The sequence below is a fragment of the Alcanivorax sp. S6407 genome, from assembly GCF_023016115.1.
Taxonomy (GTDB): domain Bacteria; phylum Pseudomonadota; class Gammaproteobacteria; order Pseudomonadales; family Alcanivoracaceae; genus Alcanivorax.
Genome location: NZ_JALKBH010000006.1, coordinates 37,863 through 53,135, shown reverse-complemented (window position 1 = coordinate 53,135; position 15,273 = coordinate 37,863). Strand labels below are relative to the sequence as shown.

Here is a 15,273-nt window from a genome sequence, read left to right as displayed (position 1 = left end):
TCGTATGGCTTACAGGTATTAGGAAGCCGACTCGAACATCCAATGAACGCGCCGACTTTATATCGCAAATATCAAATTTGCATATCGCATGATAAAACCAGAAAAGTCAGCAGGTTACAAATCCCGACCAGGCCGCTTTATTCAATATGTAGACGTCTGTTTCTCCCAAATCAATAAGACAGCCCTCAATGTGAATCACTAACAGGAAGGCTTTGTTTTAGGTCACGAAACAACCAGGGATTCTTGATCACGCCGCCAGCAATGCTCCTACGGCAAGGTTATCGCTATCAATCACCCACCCACAAAAAAGCCCGGCTACGCCAGGCTCTCTCAACAATCCACTATTAAAAGTTAACGATTAACCGTCACCCCGCCACCGCCTTCTCCGAATGACTCCTCAACATCCCCTCCTCCACAATAAACCCAATAATCTTCTCCAACCCCTCCACATCATTACGCAGGTTAGAAAACGCCCAGGGCTTCGCCCCGCGCATGCGGTTGGTATCCGATTCCATGATGCCCAGATCCGCCCCCACCAGATCGGCCAGATCGATCTTGTTGATCACTAACAGGTCCGACTTGGTGATACCGGGCCCGCCCTTGCGCGGGATCTTCTCGCCGGAGGCCACGTCGATCACGTAGATGGTCAGGTCCGCCAGCTCCGGTGAGAAGGTGGCGCTGAGGTTGTCGCCGCCGCTTTCCACGAACACCACGTCCAGGTTGCCGAATTTGCGGGCGAGGTTTTCTACTGCCGCCAGGTTCATGGAGGCATCTTCGCGGATGGCGGTGTGGGGGCAGCCGCCGGTTTCCACGCCGACGATGCGTTCCGGCTCCAGGGCTTCGGCTTCGGTGAGGATGCGCTGGTCTTCCTTGGTGTAGATGTCGTTGGTGACCACGGCGATGTGGTAGTCGTCGCGCATGGCTTTGCAGAGTTTTTCCAGCAGGGCGGTTTTGCCGGAGCCGACTGGGCCACCGATGCCGACGCGCAGGGGGGATTTGTATTCGGTTGTCATGGTTGTCTCCGTTGTTCTTGCCCTGTGTTGCAGGGGTTCGCGCCCTGAACGGCGCTCCTACATGGGTAGGTGGGTATCGCTTGCAGGCAAGCTCCCACAGTGTTTCTTGCCGGTTTGGGTGTCAGTGTCATGACCGGAACAGGCGGCAGTATTGGGTTTCGTGGAGGCTGCTGGCGATAGCCATGGCGGGGGACGAGGAGGCGATGTCTTCGTCGGCCAGGGCCATGGCCTGTTTTGTGATGGCCGCCAGTTGGTCGCTGAAGCGGTAGAGCACCCGCTGGCCATCGCTCTGGCCCAGGGGGATGAGTTTCACCGCGACGATGACCATGTTTTCCAGCCAGCTCCACAGGTAGCCGTTGAGTGCCTGTTCCAGATCCACCTGCCAGCGGGCGCAAGCCAGGGCGAAGCCGGCCAGTTGCGTCTGGGCCAGGGCATCACGCCATTCGGACTGTTGCAGCTCGGGCCAGCCGGCGGCGTCCGGCAGTTTGTCCAGCACCATGGTGAGGGCCTGGCCGCGCTGGCATTCTTCTGCGCGCAGTTCGCTGGTTTCCCGCCAGGCCAGCAGGGTATCCGCCCAGTGGCTGAAGGCAACGACATCCTGCTGCTGGCTGGCGTGGTAGAGCCGTGCCAATACCGGCAGCTCCAGGGCACCCACGCTGCTTTCCAGCAGGCCATCGAGCCACACGTAGACGTCGTCCGCATCCTTGATCCAGCCGCACTCCACCGCCCATTCCATGCCTTGCGAATAAGTGAAGGCACCGATGGGCAGCGACGGGCTGATCAGTTGCTGCAGGCGGAAGAAGGCGCTGTTGCTCATGATGTGCGGCTCATCGTTTAGCCCGCCAGCAGCATCAGGCCAAGGGCTGCGCCAGCGGCCAGGATTGCACGCAGGGCCGGGGCGATTTTCTGGATCTGTTGGCCCAGCGGCAGGCCTGCCAGCATCAGCAGTACCGAGCTGGCCATAAAGCCCGCGCCAAAGCCGACCAGGCTACCGGTCATTTCCACGCCGTGGGCCCAGCCGTGGGCGCCCAGCAGCAAGGCTATCGCGCAGGCGGCCTTGCCGCGCACGCTGGCCGGGAACGCCAGGGCGGCGGCGAACAGCAGGGCGGAACCGGTGATCACGGCTTCCATGGCCACGTGACCGCCGAGGGCCACGCCACCAGCGAAGCCGGCGGCCAGACTGATGCCAGCGGCGACAAAGCCCAGTTGTTTTTCCTTGAGGGTGGTGCCGGCCAGCAAGGCGCCGAATAGCACCAGGGCCACCAGGTGATCCAGGCCGGTGACGGGGTGGGTAAGGCCCGCCATCAGTCCACCGTGCACGTGATCACCGGTGTGAGCCAGAGCGGTGGCTGGCACGGCGACGGTGGCCAGGGTGAGGGCCGCGGTGCTGGCCTTGCGAGTGAGGTGTTTCATGGTGTGCTCCTTTCGTGACGATGCCCCGGGGCATCGCGTTATCTCAATGACTGTGTTCGTGTGAGTGGTCGTGGCTATGCTCGTGGTCATGCGAGTGGCCATGGCCATGTCCGTGTGAGTGCCCGTGCGAATGACCGTGATGCCCCCCACCCTGCTGGTAGGCGCCAGCCTCCGGTTCGAACGGGGCCTGCTCCACGTTGACGGTGACGCTGGTGTCGGCACCGGGGAGCTGGCGCACCATGTCGTCGAGCACGTGGTCGTGCTGGTAGCGCACGAAGCCGGTTTCGATCTGCAGGGGCACGTGGCGGTTGCCCAGGTGGTAGGCCACCTTGGCGAGCATCAGGGCGTCGTCGCACTGGATGGTGGAGACGGTTTCATCGGCGGCGATGACTTTTACAAGGATGCCGTCGGCGTTGGTCAGCACATCACCGCCACGCAGCAGGGTGCCGCGCTCGAGAAACAGGCCCACCGGTTCGCCGCTTTCCAGCAGGGCTTTCTGGCGGCTCTTGATGCGCGCATCGATGGGCAGGCTGAGGATTTTCAGCGTGCTGTTATCCAGGCCTTCCAGGGCGGTCTCGTTCAGTTTTTTTGTCAGTTCGATCATGGTGTTCTCAATGTCGGTCTAAAGTGCCCTGTTAAAAAAGGAAGTAGCGCTGGGCCATGGGCAGCACGTCTGCCGGGTCGCAGGTGAGTAGCTGACCATCGGCACGTACTTGATAGGTTTGCGGGTCCACTTCCAGGTTGGGTTGCCAGTCGTTGAGCAGCATGTCTTTCTTCTGCACGGTACGGCAGCCTTTCACCACGCCGATACGGTTGGCCAGTTTCAGTTGCTCGGGGATGCCGGCATCCATGGCCGCCTGGGAGATGAACGTCATGGTGGTGGCCTGGCGGGCCTTGCCGTAGGCGCCGAACATGGGGCGGTAATGCACCGGCTGTGGCGTGGGGATGGAGGCGTTGGGGTCGCCCATCTTGGCCATGGCGATCATGCCGCCCTTGATGATCAGGTTCGGTTTGACGCCGAAGAAGGCCGGGCTCCACAGCACCAGATCCGCCAGCTTGCCTACTTCTACCGAGCCGATTTCGTGGGCCATGCCGTGGGCGAGGGCCGGGTTGATGGTGTACTTGGCCACGTAACGCTTGGCGCGGAAGTTGTCATGCTCGGACGGATCTTCCTTGAGGCTGCCGCGTTGCACTTTCATCTTGTGGGCGGTTTGCCAGGTGCGCATGACCACTTCACCGACGCGACCCATGGCCTGGGAATCCGAGGCGATCATGGAGAAGGCACCGAGATCGTGGAGGATATCTTCGGCGGCGATGGTTTCGCGGCGGATGCGCGATTCGGCGAAGGCCACGTCTTCGGGGATGCTCGGGTCCAGGTGGTGACAGACCATGAGCATGTCGAGATGCTCATCGGCGGTGTTCACGGTGTAGGGCCGGGTGGGGTTGGTGGAGGATGGCAATACATTGGCCAGCCCCGCCGCACGGATGATGTCCGGTGCGTGGCCACCGCCCGCCCCCTCGGTGTGATAGGTGTGGATGGTGCGATCCTTGAACGCGGCGATGGTGTCTTCCACAAAGCCGGACTCGTTCAGGGTGTCGGTATGGATCGCCACCTGGGTGTCGGTCTGTTCGGCCACGGTGAGACAGTTGTCGATCGCCGCCGGGGTGGTGCCCCAGTCTTCGTGCAGCTTGAGGCCGATGCCACCGGCAGCGATCTGTTCGGTTAGGGATTCCGGCAGGCTGGCGTTGCCCTTGCCGAGGAAGCCCAGGTTCATGGGGAACGAATCCGCCGCTTCCAGCATGCGCGCCATGTTCCAGGGGCCGGGGGTGACCGTGGTGGCGTTGGTGCCGGTGGTGGGCCCGGTGCCGCCACCGATCATGGTGGTGACGCCGGAGGCCAGCGCTTCATCAATCTGCTGCGGGCAGATAAAGTGAATGTGCGAGTCGATGCCGCCGGCGGTGATGATGCTGCCTTCCCCGGCGATCACATCGGTGCCGGGGCCGACGATGATATCCACATCGGGCTGCACGTCCGGGTTACCGGCCTTGCCGATGGCGGCGATGCGCCCGGCCTTGATGCCGATGTCGGCTTTGACGATACCCCAGTAGTCGAGGATCAGGGCATTGGTGATGACCAGATCCATGACCCTGGCGTGGGGATGCTGGGACTGGCCCATGCCATCGCGGATGACCTTGCCGCCGCCGAATTTCACTTCGTCGCCGTAGACGGTGAAGTCTTTTTCTACCTGGATCCACAGGTCGGTGTCGGCGAGGCGTACCCGGTCACCGGTGGTGGGCCCGAACATGTCGGCGTAGGCCTGTCTGGACATTGTTGCCACTGTGGTTCTCCTGTTTTTTGTTTCCGGGCCAAATGGGTACAAACCCTGCAGCCATTCTGATCATCAATCTGGTTTCACTGTGGGAGCTCTCTGTGCCCTTTAGGGTATGCGCAAGCGAATTCAACTCCCTTCGCTTTCAAGCAAGCTCCCACAAAAAACCATCCCAATTAGTGGCCTTGTGATTACAGCTGGCCCATGACCTTGCCCTGGAAGCCGTAGACTTTTCGTTCGCCGGCGTAGGCCACCAGTTCCACGGTGCGGCTCTGGCCGGGTTCGATGCGTACCGCGGTGCCGGCGGGGATGTTGAGCCGGAAGCCTTTGGTTTTTTCGCGATCGAATTGCAGGGCGTTATTCACTTCATAGAAGTGGTAATGGGAGCCCACCTGGATGGGACGGTCGCCGGTGTTGGCGACTTCCACGGTGACGGTTTCACGGCCGGGATTGATCTCGATGTCGCCGTCCTGCACTTTCATTTCGCCGGGGATCATGGGTGCACTCCTTTACACAATCGGGTCGTGAACGGTGACCAGCTTGGTGCCGTCCGGGAAGGTGGCTTCCACCTGCACTTCGTGAATCATTTCCGGCACCCCCTCCATCACGTCATCACGCTTGAGCAGGGTGCGGCCTTCGCCCATGAGTTCCGCCACGGTCTTGCCGTCGCGGGCCCCTTCCATGATGGCGGCGGTGATAAAGGCCACGGACTCGGGGTAATTCAGTTTCAGGCCACGGGCCATGCGCCGCTCGGCCAGCAGGGCGGCGGTGAAGATCAGCAGCTTGTCTTTTTCTCTGGGTGTCAGTTCCATGGTTTGGCGTCTCTTTCTCTTTTACCGTTTCAGGTATTCCAGATCCGCGGGATGCCCGCCAGTTTGTTCAGGAGGGCCTGGCGCAGCTGCTGCCAGACCGGAATCATCAATGCTTGGATCTTTTCGCAGCGGGTGCCGAGCACGCGCATGACCAGGATGTCGTCGATCAGGGTGAGGCCACAGGGCATGTCACCGGCTTTGCCTTCGATCAATTCGCGGGCCTGCTCCAGCAGGATCTCGTTGCAGCCGGTGGCGACAAATAAAGCCTGCATGGGGAAGTTGCGCAGCCCGGATGAGGCATTCAGGTGGCGCGGCTGATCTACCTTGAGGCGCTCGATCAAGACCGGCTTGCCATCGCGGCTGAGGCGAAAGCGCGCATCGATGCTGCCCTGCTCGAAGATCTCGCTGTTCACCGGCCGCCCCAGGCAGGAAATTTCCCAGCCCATGAAGCGGGCATCGCCGCTTAGATGGATGCTGGTTTCCATGTGCACCCGGGCACCGGGGAAGAAGATGTTTTCCTGGGGGAACCACTCCAGGGTGCCGCCGGCTTCCACGGTGAGGGCCTGCCGGACCCGGGCGGTGTCGCCTGCGCTGAGGTAGAACTTGGTGGCACCGGGGGTGGTGAACAGGCCATGGGCCTGACGCCGGGCGATGATGGCGATATCCAGGCCATCGCCACCGACCACCCCACCGGGGGGATGCAGCAGGTAGATGTGCGCCGTGCCCCCTTCCGGGTAGAAAGGGCGCTGGACACGCAGCGGGCCATAATGGTGCAGGCCGGTCATGACCGTCTTGGCACCTTGCCCCGTCATGGAGCGCTCCAGCTGCATGTGCAGCCGGGCCTGCCAGCCACGGCCATGGCTTGGCGATGTTGGTTGCTCCCGGTGCGTCTGTTCGGTTGGCACCGGCTCTTGTGCGGTCACGGCCTGACCCCTTCTGCCTGACGGTTTGATATGCACCAAGTTTATGCATCAAGCGTGCCATACAAGGTGGTATACAAGTTGCGGGTGAGGGCTTTTTAAAGGATCGCCTGCAGGCAGGCTCCTACGGAGCGGGTCGTGATGAGCTGTGAGCTGTCAAAGTCGAAACCCGGATACGTCGGGTGGCAAGGTTTTGTGTGGGAGCGGTGGTTCCACCGCGAAGGGTTAGCCGTGCCACGGCTATCGCGGTCGGACGACCGCTCCTACAGTGGCCCAGGTATCTTCTCGAGAGGGATTATTTGTTCCGCTCACCCTGCGGGTGATTCCGTGCTGCGAACGGTTCGTACCTCAAGCGGGACTCCTACAGTTGTGTTCGGCCAGGTGTTGTGCAACAAAAAGCCCGGCATTGCCGGGCTTTCGCTGTTAACTGTTCACTATTAACTGTTAACTGCCTTATTCCACCGTCACCGACTTGGCCAGATTCCGTGGCTGATCCACGTCGGTGCCGCGCAGCACGGCCACGTGGTAGCTGAGCAGTTGCAGCGGCACGGTGTAGACGATGGGCGCGATGGTTTCCGGTACCGCGGGCATGTTCAGCACGTGGATGCCTTCGCCTTCTTTTACTTGGGCATTGCGGTCGGCAAAGACGTACAGCTCACCACCACGGGCACGCACTTCCTGCAGGTTGGATTTCAGTTTTTCCAGCAGTTCGTCGTTGGGTGCCACGGACACTACCGGCATGTCGCTGTCCACCAGTGCCAGCGGGCCGTGCTTGAGCTCGCCAGCGGCGTAGGCTTCGGCGTGGATGTAGGAAATTTCCTTGAGCTTGAGCGCGCCCTCCAGGGCCACCGGGAATTGCACGCCACGGCCCAGGAACAGGGCGTGGTGTTTTTCCACGAAGTGCTCGGAAAGCTTTTCGATGGGCTTGTCGAGGGAGGCCGCCTGTTCGATCAGGTTGGGCAGCTGGCGCATTTCGGCCAGCACCTTTTCGATCTCGCTGTCGGCCAGGCCTTTCTGGCGACCCAGGGCCAGCACCATCATCAGCAGGCCGGCCAGCTGGGTGGTGAACGCCTTGGTGGAGGCCACACCGATTTCCGGGCCGGCCTTGGTCAGGAACACCAGCTCGGATTCGCGCACCAGGGAAGAACTGTCCACGTTACAGATGGCCAGACGACCCACATAGTTCGGGGACTGGGTGTCACGCAGGGCGGCCAGGGTATCGGCGGTTTCTCCGCTCTGGGAGATGGTGACGAACAGGGTGCCTTCCGGTACCACATGCTTGCGGTAACGGAACTCGCTGGCCACTTCTACCTGACAGGGAATGCCAGCGATGTCTTCCAGCCAGTAACGGGCCACCATGCCGGCGTGGTAGCTGGTACCACAGGCCACGATCTGCACGGTTTTGACCTGATCGAAAATGGCCGGGGCCTTTTCACCAAAGGCGTTGATGATGGTGGCCGGGGAATCGATGCGATCTTCCAGGGTTTTCTGAATCGCCGCTGGCTGCTCGAAGATTTCCTTCTGCATGTAGTGGCGGTATTCGCCTTTCTCGGCATCTTCGTGGGTGCCATCGAATTCGTGGGCTTCACGGGCCACGGAGTCGCCCTCCACATCGACGATGCGCACACCCTCGATGGTGATCTCTGCCTGGTCACCTTCTTCCAGGAAGATAAAGCGGTTGGTCACCGGCAACAGGGCCAGCTGGTCAGAGGCGATGTAGTTTTCATCAATGCCGAGACCGATGACCAGCGGGCTGCCGGAGCGCACGGCAATGAGCTTGTCGGGTTCGGATTTGTGGATCACACCGAGGGCGTAGGCCCCTTCCAGTTTTTTCACCACTTGCTGAACAGCACCGAACAGATCCACACCGGTTTCCAGGATCTGGTGCAGCAGGTGCACAATCACTTCGGTGTCGGTCTGGGAGCTGAATTCGTAGCCCTGGGCCTGCAGTTCGTCTTTCAGTTCCTGAAAGTTTTCGATGATGCCGTTGTGGACCAGCGCCAGATCGCTGCCGGACATGTGCGGGTGAGCATTGGCTTCGGAGGGCTTGCCATGGGTGGCCCAGCGGGTGTGGGCGACGCCGGTGAAACCGGCCGCGCTGACTTCATGGACGGCGTCTTCCAGCCCGGCCACCTTGCCCTGACGACGCACCCGGGTGATGCCCTTGTCGTTGAGCAGGGCCACACCGGCGCTGTCGTAGCCACGGTATTCGAGGCGCTTGAGGCCGGTGATCAGGATGTTGCCTACGTTACGCTGGGCGATAGCGCCGACGATTCCACACATGTGTTTTTTCCCTAACTCTTTTGCTGGATAGTGCTGTTACGGCGGAGATGGGCTCACGCCCATTTCCGCCCTACGAAACAGCGACCAGCGACGATTTCGCTGTCAACTGTCCACTATCAACTGTCAACTTTTCTTGCTGGGGCGCTTCCAGTTGGCCACGTTGCGCTGCTGGCCACGGGCCACGGCGAGGCCGTTGTCGTCCACGTCCTTGGTGACGGTACTGCCGGCGCCCACAGTGGCATTCTCGCCGATGGTGACCGGGGCTACCAGCGAAGAGTTGGAGCCGATAAAGGCACCATCTTTCAGGATCGTCTGGAACTTGTTCACGCCATCGTAGTTGCAGGTAATGGTGCCCGCGCCCACGTTAACGCCCTTGCCGATCTGGCTGTCGCCGATGTAGGTCAGGTGGTTCACCTTGGATCCTTCACCCACATAGGACTTCTTGGTTTCCACAAAGTTGCCGATCTTGGCCTTGTCGGCCAGTTCGGTGCCCGGGCGCAGGCGCGCATAGGGGCCGATGGTGCAGCTGTCGCCGACCACAGCGCCGTCGATCAGGCTGTTGGCTTCGATCACGGTGCCGGCGCCGATGTTGGCATCACGGATGATGCAGTTGGGGCCGATGGTGACGCCTTCTTCGATGGTCACGTCGCCTTCCAGCACCACGTTCACATCGATGATCACGTCGCTGGCAATCTGCACACTGCCACGGATATCCAGACGGGCCGGATCACGCAGTGTGACGCCGTCGCGCATCAGGGACTCCGATTGCGCCAGCTGGTAGATACGCTCCAGGCGGGACAGCTGGACGCGGTCATTCACGCCATCCACTTCCCAGGCGTACTGGGGCTGCAGGGTTTCCACGTTGAGACCGGACTGCACCGCCATGGCGATCACGTCGGTAAGGTAATACTCGCCCTGGGCATTGTTGCTGGACAGCTTGGGCAGGCAATCGTCCAGGAAGGCACGGGTACAGGCGAGGATGCCGGTGTTGATCTCCGGGATGGCCAGTTCGTGTTCGCTGGCATCTTTCTGCTCGACGATGCGCTGCACGTTGTTCTGGCCATCACGGACGATACGGCCATAGCCGCTGGGATCGTCCAGGGTCAGGGTCATCAGGGCCAGGGTCTTGTCGTCTACGCATTCGACGAAGTCGCGCAGGGTTTCCGGGCGAATCAGCGGCACATCACCGTACAGTACCAGCACGATGTCCTCTTTCACCGCCGGCATGGCCTGGGCCACGGCGTGACCGGTACCCAGCTGTTCGGCCTGCTCGGCCCATTGCAGGTTGTTGCCGGTGACCGTAGCCTGCACCTGATCACCACCGTGGCCATAAACCACCACGGTGTTATCGGCATCGAGGCTGCCTGCGGCGTCAACCACATGCTGGACCATGGCCTTGCCGGCCACTTCGTGGAGGACTTTCGGCAAGGCACTCTTCATGCGTGTACCTTTACCTGCAGCAAGAATGACGACGGCTAAGCTCATACCCTGTCCTTATCGTTGTTCTGCGTGACCCGGTCCGTTCCTGGTCCGTTTTCGGCCCCGCTATCGAAGTTATTCCACAACAGAAACAAAAAAGGGTAGCACTCGGCTACCCTTCCTGTGTTGAAGATTTGCAAAAGTTGCCCTTACCGGCCCTTTTTCTTCAACTGTTCGATGGCACGCAGCTGGGCCACGGCCTCTGCCAGGGTAGCGGCGGCACGGGAGTAATCCATTTCGGAGTTCTTCCCTTCCAGCGCTTCTTTGGCTCGGGTCTTGGCACGCTCAGCTTCAGCAGCGTCCATGTTTTCTGCGCGTTCTGCGGTATCGGCCAGTACGGTGACCAGCTTCGGCTGCACTTCCAGGAAGCCGCCGGATACGTAGAACACTTCTTCTTCACCATTCTGCTTCTTCACCCGTACCGGGCCCGGCTTCAGCCGGGTCAGCAGCGGGGCGTGGCCTGGCATGATACCGAGGTCACCTTCCACACCGGAAGCTACCACGATCTCTACCAGGCCGGAGAACAGCTGGCGTTCTGCACTTACAATGTCGCAATGCACGGTCATCGCCATTTGCTTGTCTCCCGGTGGAGGTTACTTGCTACGCTTGTTGTAGGCTTCTACCACTTCGTCGATAGAACCCTTCATGTAGAAGTCCTGCTCCGGAATGTGGTCGTAGTCGCCGTCCAGAATACCGCGGAAACCTGCCAGAGTGTCCTTCAGGGATACGTACTTGCCCGGGGAACCGGTAAATACTTCTGCCACGAAGAACGGCTGGGACAGGAAACGCTCGATCTTACGCGCGCGGGATACGACCTGCTTGTCTTCTTCAGACAGTTCGTCCATACCCAGAATCGCGATGATGTCCTTCAGCTCCTTGAAGCGCTGCAGCACCATCTGAACGCCACGAGCGATGTCGTAGTGTTCCTGACCGATTACCAGCGGATCCAGCTGACGAGAGGTGGAATCCAGCGGGTCGATCGCCGGGTAGATACCCTTGGAGGCGATGTCACGGCTCAGGGATACAGTGGAATCCAGGTGAGCAAAGGTGGTAGCCGGAGACGGGTCAGTCAAGTCATCCGCAGGTACGTATACGGCCTGTACGGAGGTGATGGAACCTACCTTGGTGGAGGTAATACGTTCCTGCAGAACGCCCATCTCTTCCGCCAGAGTCGGCTGGTAACCTACCGCAGAAGGCATACGACCCAGCAGAGCGGATACTTCGGTACCGGCCAGGGTGTAACGGTAGATGTTATCAACGAAGAACAGTACGTCACGACCTTCGTCACGGAACTTCTCGGCCATGGTCAGACCGGTCAGCGCTACACGCAGACGGTTACCAGGCGGCTCGTTCATCTGACCGTAAACCAGCGATACCTTATCCAGTACGTTGGAATCCTTCATTTCGTGGTAGAAGTCGTTACCCTCACGAGTACGCTCACCCACACCCGCAAACACGGAGAAACCGGAGTGCTCGATCGCGATGTTCCGGATCAGCTCCATCATGTTTACGGTTTTACCTACACCCGCACCACCGAACAGACCAACCTTACCGCCTTTCGCGAAGGGGCAAACCAGGTCGATTACCTTGATGCCGGTTTCCAGCAGTTCGTTGGTAGCTGCCTGCTCAGCGTAAGTAGGAGCCGCACGGTGAATAGACATGCGCTCTTCTTCACCGATAGGACCGGCTTCGTCGATCGGGCGACCCAGCACGTCCATGATACGGCCCAGGGTCTTGGTGCCTACCGGTACCTGAATCGGCTCACCAGTGTCGGTCACGGAGATACCACGCTTCAGACCTTCGGTGGAGCCCATGGCGATGGTACGGACTACGCCGTCGCCCAGCTGCTGCTGAACTTCCAGCGTGGTTTCAGTACCGTCCACGGTGAGGGCGTCATATACCTTCGGTACGTCTTCGCGTGAAAATTCCACGTCGATTACAGCACCGATGATCTGAACAATACGACCGCTACTCATGCTTGCATCCTCTTAACTTGCGTTTTTGCCGCGTCTTACACATTTGTCTGCTGACAAATCAGACCGCAGCAGCACCACCAACGATTTCGGAGATTTCCTGCGTAATTGCAGCCTGGCGTGCCTTGTTGTACACCAACTGCAGATCACGAATGATGTCACCGGCATTATCGCTGGCCGCTTTCATCGCGATCATACGCGCTGCCTGCTCACAGGCATTGTTTTCAACCACACCCTGATAGACCTGGGACTCGATGAACCGCACCAGCAGTTCGTCCAGCAGCTCTTTCGGAGCGGGCTCGTAAATGTAGTCCCAGTGGCGCTTCAACTCTTCGTCTTCGCCCGCTTCAAGCGGCAGAAGCTGAATGTTGGTCGGCGCCTGGGTCATGGTGTTCACGAATTCGTTGTACACGATGTACAGACGGTCGATAGCACCATTGTCATAGGCATCCAGCATTACCTTGATGGAACCGATCAGATCGTTCAGGTGAGGAGTATCACCCAGACCGTTCACGGTCGCTTCCACCGAGCCGCCTACGCTCTTGAAGAAAGACACACCTTTGGTACCCACTACGCAGTACTGGGCTTTGGCGCCTTTGTCTTCCCACTCTTTCGCGCTTTTGACGACGTTCTTCAGCAGGTTCACGTTGAGACCACCGCAGAGACCCCGGTCAGAGGTCACTACGATGTAGCCAACGTTCTTTACTTCCCGCTCTTGCAGGTAGCTGTGCCGGTATTCCAGATCAGCATTGGCCAGATGGGCAACCACCTGACGCATGCGGCTGGCGTACGGCTTGGAAGCCGCCATACGCTCTTGTGCCTTACGCATCTTGGAAGCTGCCACCATTTCCATTGCACGGGTAATCTTTTTCGTGCTCTGGACGCTGGCAATCTTGCCTTTGATCTCTTTACCGCTGGCCATAGGAAGTACCTTTTATCAGCGAATTACCAGGTCTGGGTGGCTTTGAACTGATCGAGAGATTCCTTGATCTCACCCTCGATGTCGCCGTTGTAGTCACCCTTCTCGTTGATCTTGTCCATCAACGCTTTCTTTTCGCTGTTCATGTAGTCCAGCATGGCCGTTTCGAAGGAACCGATTTTCTCGATTTCGATACCTTTCAGGTAACCTTCGTTAGCGGCGTACAGAACAACACCCATCTCAGCAACGCTCAGCGGGCTGTACTGCTTCTGCTTCATCAGCTCGGTAACGGCCTGACCATGTTCCAGCTGCTCACGAGTGGAATCGTCGAGGTCGGAAGCGAACTGGGCGAAGGCCGCCAGTTCACGGTACTGAGCCAGTGCCAGACGGATACCACCGCCGAGCTTCTTAACGATCTTGGTCTGGGCTGCACCACCTACACGGGATACAGACACACCGGCGTTCATGGCCGGACGTACGCCGGAGTTGAACAGGTCGGTTTCCAGGAAGATCTGACCATCGGTGATGGAGATCACGTTGGTCGGTACGAATGCAGATACGTCACCACCCTGGGTTTCGATGATCGGCAGGGCGGTCAGAGAACCGGTCTTGCCTTTCACTTCACCGTTGGTGAACTTCTCTACGTATTCTTCGCTGACCTTGGCGGCGCGCTCCAGCAGACGGGAGTGCAGGTAGAACACGTCACCAGGATAAGCTTCACGGCCCGGCGGACGACGCAGCAGCAGGGAGATCTGACGATACGCCCAGGCTTGCTTGGTCAGGTCATCATATACGATCAGGGCATCTTCACCGCGGTCGCGGAAGTATTCGCCCATGGCACAACCGGCGAAGGGTGCCAGGAACTGCATGGAAGCCGGATCGGAAGCGGAAGCGGCAACGATGATGGTGTGATCCATTGCACCGTGCTCTTCCAGCTTGCGTACCACGTTGGCGATGGTGGACTGCTTCTGGCCAACCGCAACGTAGATACACTTAACGCCAGTGCCCTTCTGGGCAATGATGGAATCGACAGCTACTGCGGTCTTACCGATCTGACGGTCACCAATGATCAGCTCACGCTGACCACGACCGATCGGCACCATGGAGTCGATCGCCTTGTAGCCAGTCTGAACCGGCTCGTTAACTTCCTTACGCCAGATAACGCCAGGAGCAACCTTTTCTACCGCGTCGGTAGCGGAAGCATTGATCGGGCCTTTGCCATCGATCGGGTTACCCAGGGAGTCAACGACGCGACCCAGCAGCTCCGGACCAACCGGAACTTCCAGGATGCGGCCAGTACAACGTACCTTCTGACCTTCGGCCAGGCTCAGGTAGTCGCCCAGTACCACGGCGCCAACGGAATCCTGCTCGAGGTTAAGGGCCATGCCGTAGATGCCGCCCTCAAACTCGATCATCTCACCGAACATTACATCGGCAAGACCGTGAATACGCACAATACCGTCAGATACGGATACTACAGTACCTTCGTTACGTGCTTCGGTGGAGGTATCAAGTTTCGCGATGCGCGACTTGATAATCTCGCTGATTTCGGACGGGTTGAGTTGCTGCATCTCTAATCCCTCAAACTCAAGAGTTCAGTTGCTCTGCCAGACGGTTCAGTCTGCCACGCACACTGCCATCAATTACGGTATCGCCGGCTCGCACCAGCACGCCTCCAATCAGGGACTGGTCCACAGACGTGGTGACATTCACGTCGGTGCCAAGGCGTTTTTTCAAAGCGGCTACCAGCTTGTCGGTAACAGCATCGTCCATCTCGAATGCGGAGATCAGCTCCACATCGGTGAACTGCTGTTCCGCAGCAAGAAGCTCATGGAACAGTTGCAGGATGATCGGCAACAGCGGCAGACGCTTGTTCTGCGCCAGCTGCGCAACGAAGTTGCGCCCGCTCTCGTCGAGTTCTTCACCGCAGACGTCTGCAAAAGCAGCCACCTTGGCGGTGTCATCCAGTTCCGGCTGGTCAAGGTAAGCACGCATGCTGGCATCACCTGCCACTGCTGCTGCCAGGCCCAGCATCTTTTCCCACTTCTCCAGGGCGCCCTGTTCTTTTGCAAAAACAAAGGCGGCCTTGGCGTAGGGGCGTGCGATGGTGGTCAGTTCAGCCATGGGTTAC

The 15,273-nt window shown here is 59.4% G+C and carries 15 protein-coding genes; all 15 read right to left on the bottom strand.

Annotated features, from left to right (window positions below):
• Window positions 1-365: 365 nt before the first annotated feature.
• The 15 genes from ureG to MWU49_RS13835 all read right to left on the bottom strand — a co-directional run bounded on the left by ureG (window position 366) and on the right by MWU49_RS13835 (window position 15,266).
• Window positions 366-1,013, bottom strand: a complete 648-nt coding sequence (ureG, locus tag MWU49_RS13905; RefSeq protein ID WP_246973503.1) for an urease accessory protein UreG — start codon at window positions 1,011-1,013, stop codon at window positions 366-368.
• Window positions 1,014-1,140: 127 nt separating this feature from the next.
• The gene (locus tag MWU49_RS13900; protein WP_246973501.1) at window positions 1,141-1,830 is read right to left on the bottom strand and encodes an urease accessory protein UreF; all 690 of its coding nucleotides are present in this window, start codon (window positions 1,828-1,830) and stop codon (window positions 1,141-1,143) included.
• 17 nt (window positions 1,831-1,847) lie between these two features.
• On the bottom strand, window positions 1,848-2,426 hold the full coding sequence (locus tag MWU49_RS13895) for a HupE/UreJ family protein (protein ID WP_246973500.1): 579 nt from the start codon (window positions 2,424-2,426) through the stop codon (window positions 1,848-1,850).
• A 43-nt stretch (window positions 2,427-2,469) separates the two neighbouring features.
• Window positions 2,470-3,030, bottom strand: a complete 561-nt coding sequence (ureE, locus tag MWU49_RS13890) for an urease accessory protein UreE (RefSeq protein ID WP_246973499.1) — start codon at window positions 3,028-3,030, stop codon at window positions 2,470-2,472.
• Between the two features lie 31 nt (window positions 3,031-3,061).
• On the bottom strand, window positions 3,062-4,756 hold the full coding sequence (ureC, locus tag MWU49_RS13885; RefSeq protein ID WP_281502327.1) for an urease subunit alpha: 1,695 nt from the start codon (window positions 4,754-4,756) through the stop codon (window positions 3,062-3,064).
• A gap of 191 nt (window positions 4,757-4,947) precedes the next feature.
• On the bottom strand, window positions 4,948-5,253 hold the full coding sequence (locus tag MWU49_RS13880; protein WP_246973495.1) for an urease subunit beta: 306 nt from the start codon (window positions 5,251-5,253) through the stop codon (window positions 4,948-4,950).
• A 12-nt stretch (window positions 5,254-5,265) separates the two neighbouring features.
• Window positions 5,266-5,568 (bottom strand): urease subunit gamma, encoded by a 303-nt coding sequence (gene ureA, locus MWU49_RS13875; protein ID WP_246973493.1) that lies wholly within the window; start codon window positions 5,566-5,568, stop codon window positions 5,266-5,268.
• 29 nt (window positions 5,569-5,597) lie between these two features.
• Window positions 5,598-6,491: an urease accessory protein UreD gene (locus tag MWU49_RS13870; protein WP_246973491.1), complete on the bottom strand. Its 894-nt coding sequence runs from the start codon at window positions 6,489-6,491 to the stop codon at window positions 5,598-5,600.
• A 450-nt stretch (window positions 6,492-6,941) separates the two neighbouring features.
• The gene (gene glmS / locus MWU49_RS13865; protein WP_246973489.1) at window positions 6,942-8,771 is read right to left on the bottom strand and encodes a glutamine--fructose-6-phosphate transaminase (isomerizing); all 1,830 of its coding nucleotides are present in this window, start codon (window positions 8,769-8,771) and stop codon (window positions 6,942-6,944) included.
• A 123-nt stretch (window positions 8,772-8,894) separates the two neighbouring features.
• Window positions 8,895-10,256, bottom strand: coding sequence for a bifunctional UDP-N-acetylglucosamine diphosphorylase/glucosamine-1-phosphate N-acetyltransferase GlmU (glmU, locus tag MWU49_RS13860; protein WP_246973486.1), 1,362 nt, complete (start codon window positions 10,254-10,256; stop codon window positions 8,895-8,897).
• 143 nt (window positions 10,257-10,399) lie between these two features.
• Complete coding sequence (locus tag MWU49_RS13855) at window positions 10,400-10,822, bottom strand: F0F1 ATP synthase subunit epsilon (protein ID WP_246973483.1); 423 nt, start codon at window positions 10,820-10,822, stop codon at window positions 10,400-10,402.
• Between the two features lie 21 nt (window positions 10,823-10,843).
• Window positions 10,844-12,226 (bottom strand): F0F1 ATP synthase subunit beta, encoded by a 1,383-nt coding sequence (gene atpD, locus MWU49_RS13850; RefSeq protein ID WP_246973480.1) that lies wholly within the window; start codon window positions 12,224-12,226, stop codon window positions 10,844-10,846.
• 58 nt (window positions 12,227-12,284) lie between these two features.
• Entirely contained in the window at window positions 12,285-13,145 is an 861-nt protein-coding gene (gene atpG, locus MWU49_RS13845; RefSeq protein ID WP_246973476.1) for a F0F1 ATP synthase subunit gamma, read from the bottom strand.
• A gap of 23 nt (window positions 13,146-13,168) precedes the next feature.
• Entirely contained in the window at window positions 13,169-14,713 is a 1,545-nt protein-coding gene (gene atpA / locus MWU49_RS13840) for a F0F1 ATP synthase subunit alpha (RefSeq protein ID WP_246973472.1), read from the bottom strand.
• A gap of 16 nt (window positions 14,714-14,729) precedes the next feature.
• Window positions 14,730-15,266 (bottom strand): F0F1 ATP synthase subunit delta, encoded by a 537-nt coding sequence (locus tag MWU49_RS13835; RefSeq protein ID WP_246973469.1) that lies wholly within the window; start codon window positions 15,264-15,266, stop codon window positions 14,730-14,732.
• Window positions 15,267-15,273 lie beyond the last annotated feature (7 nt).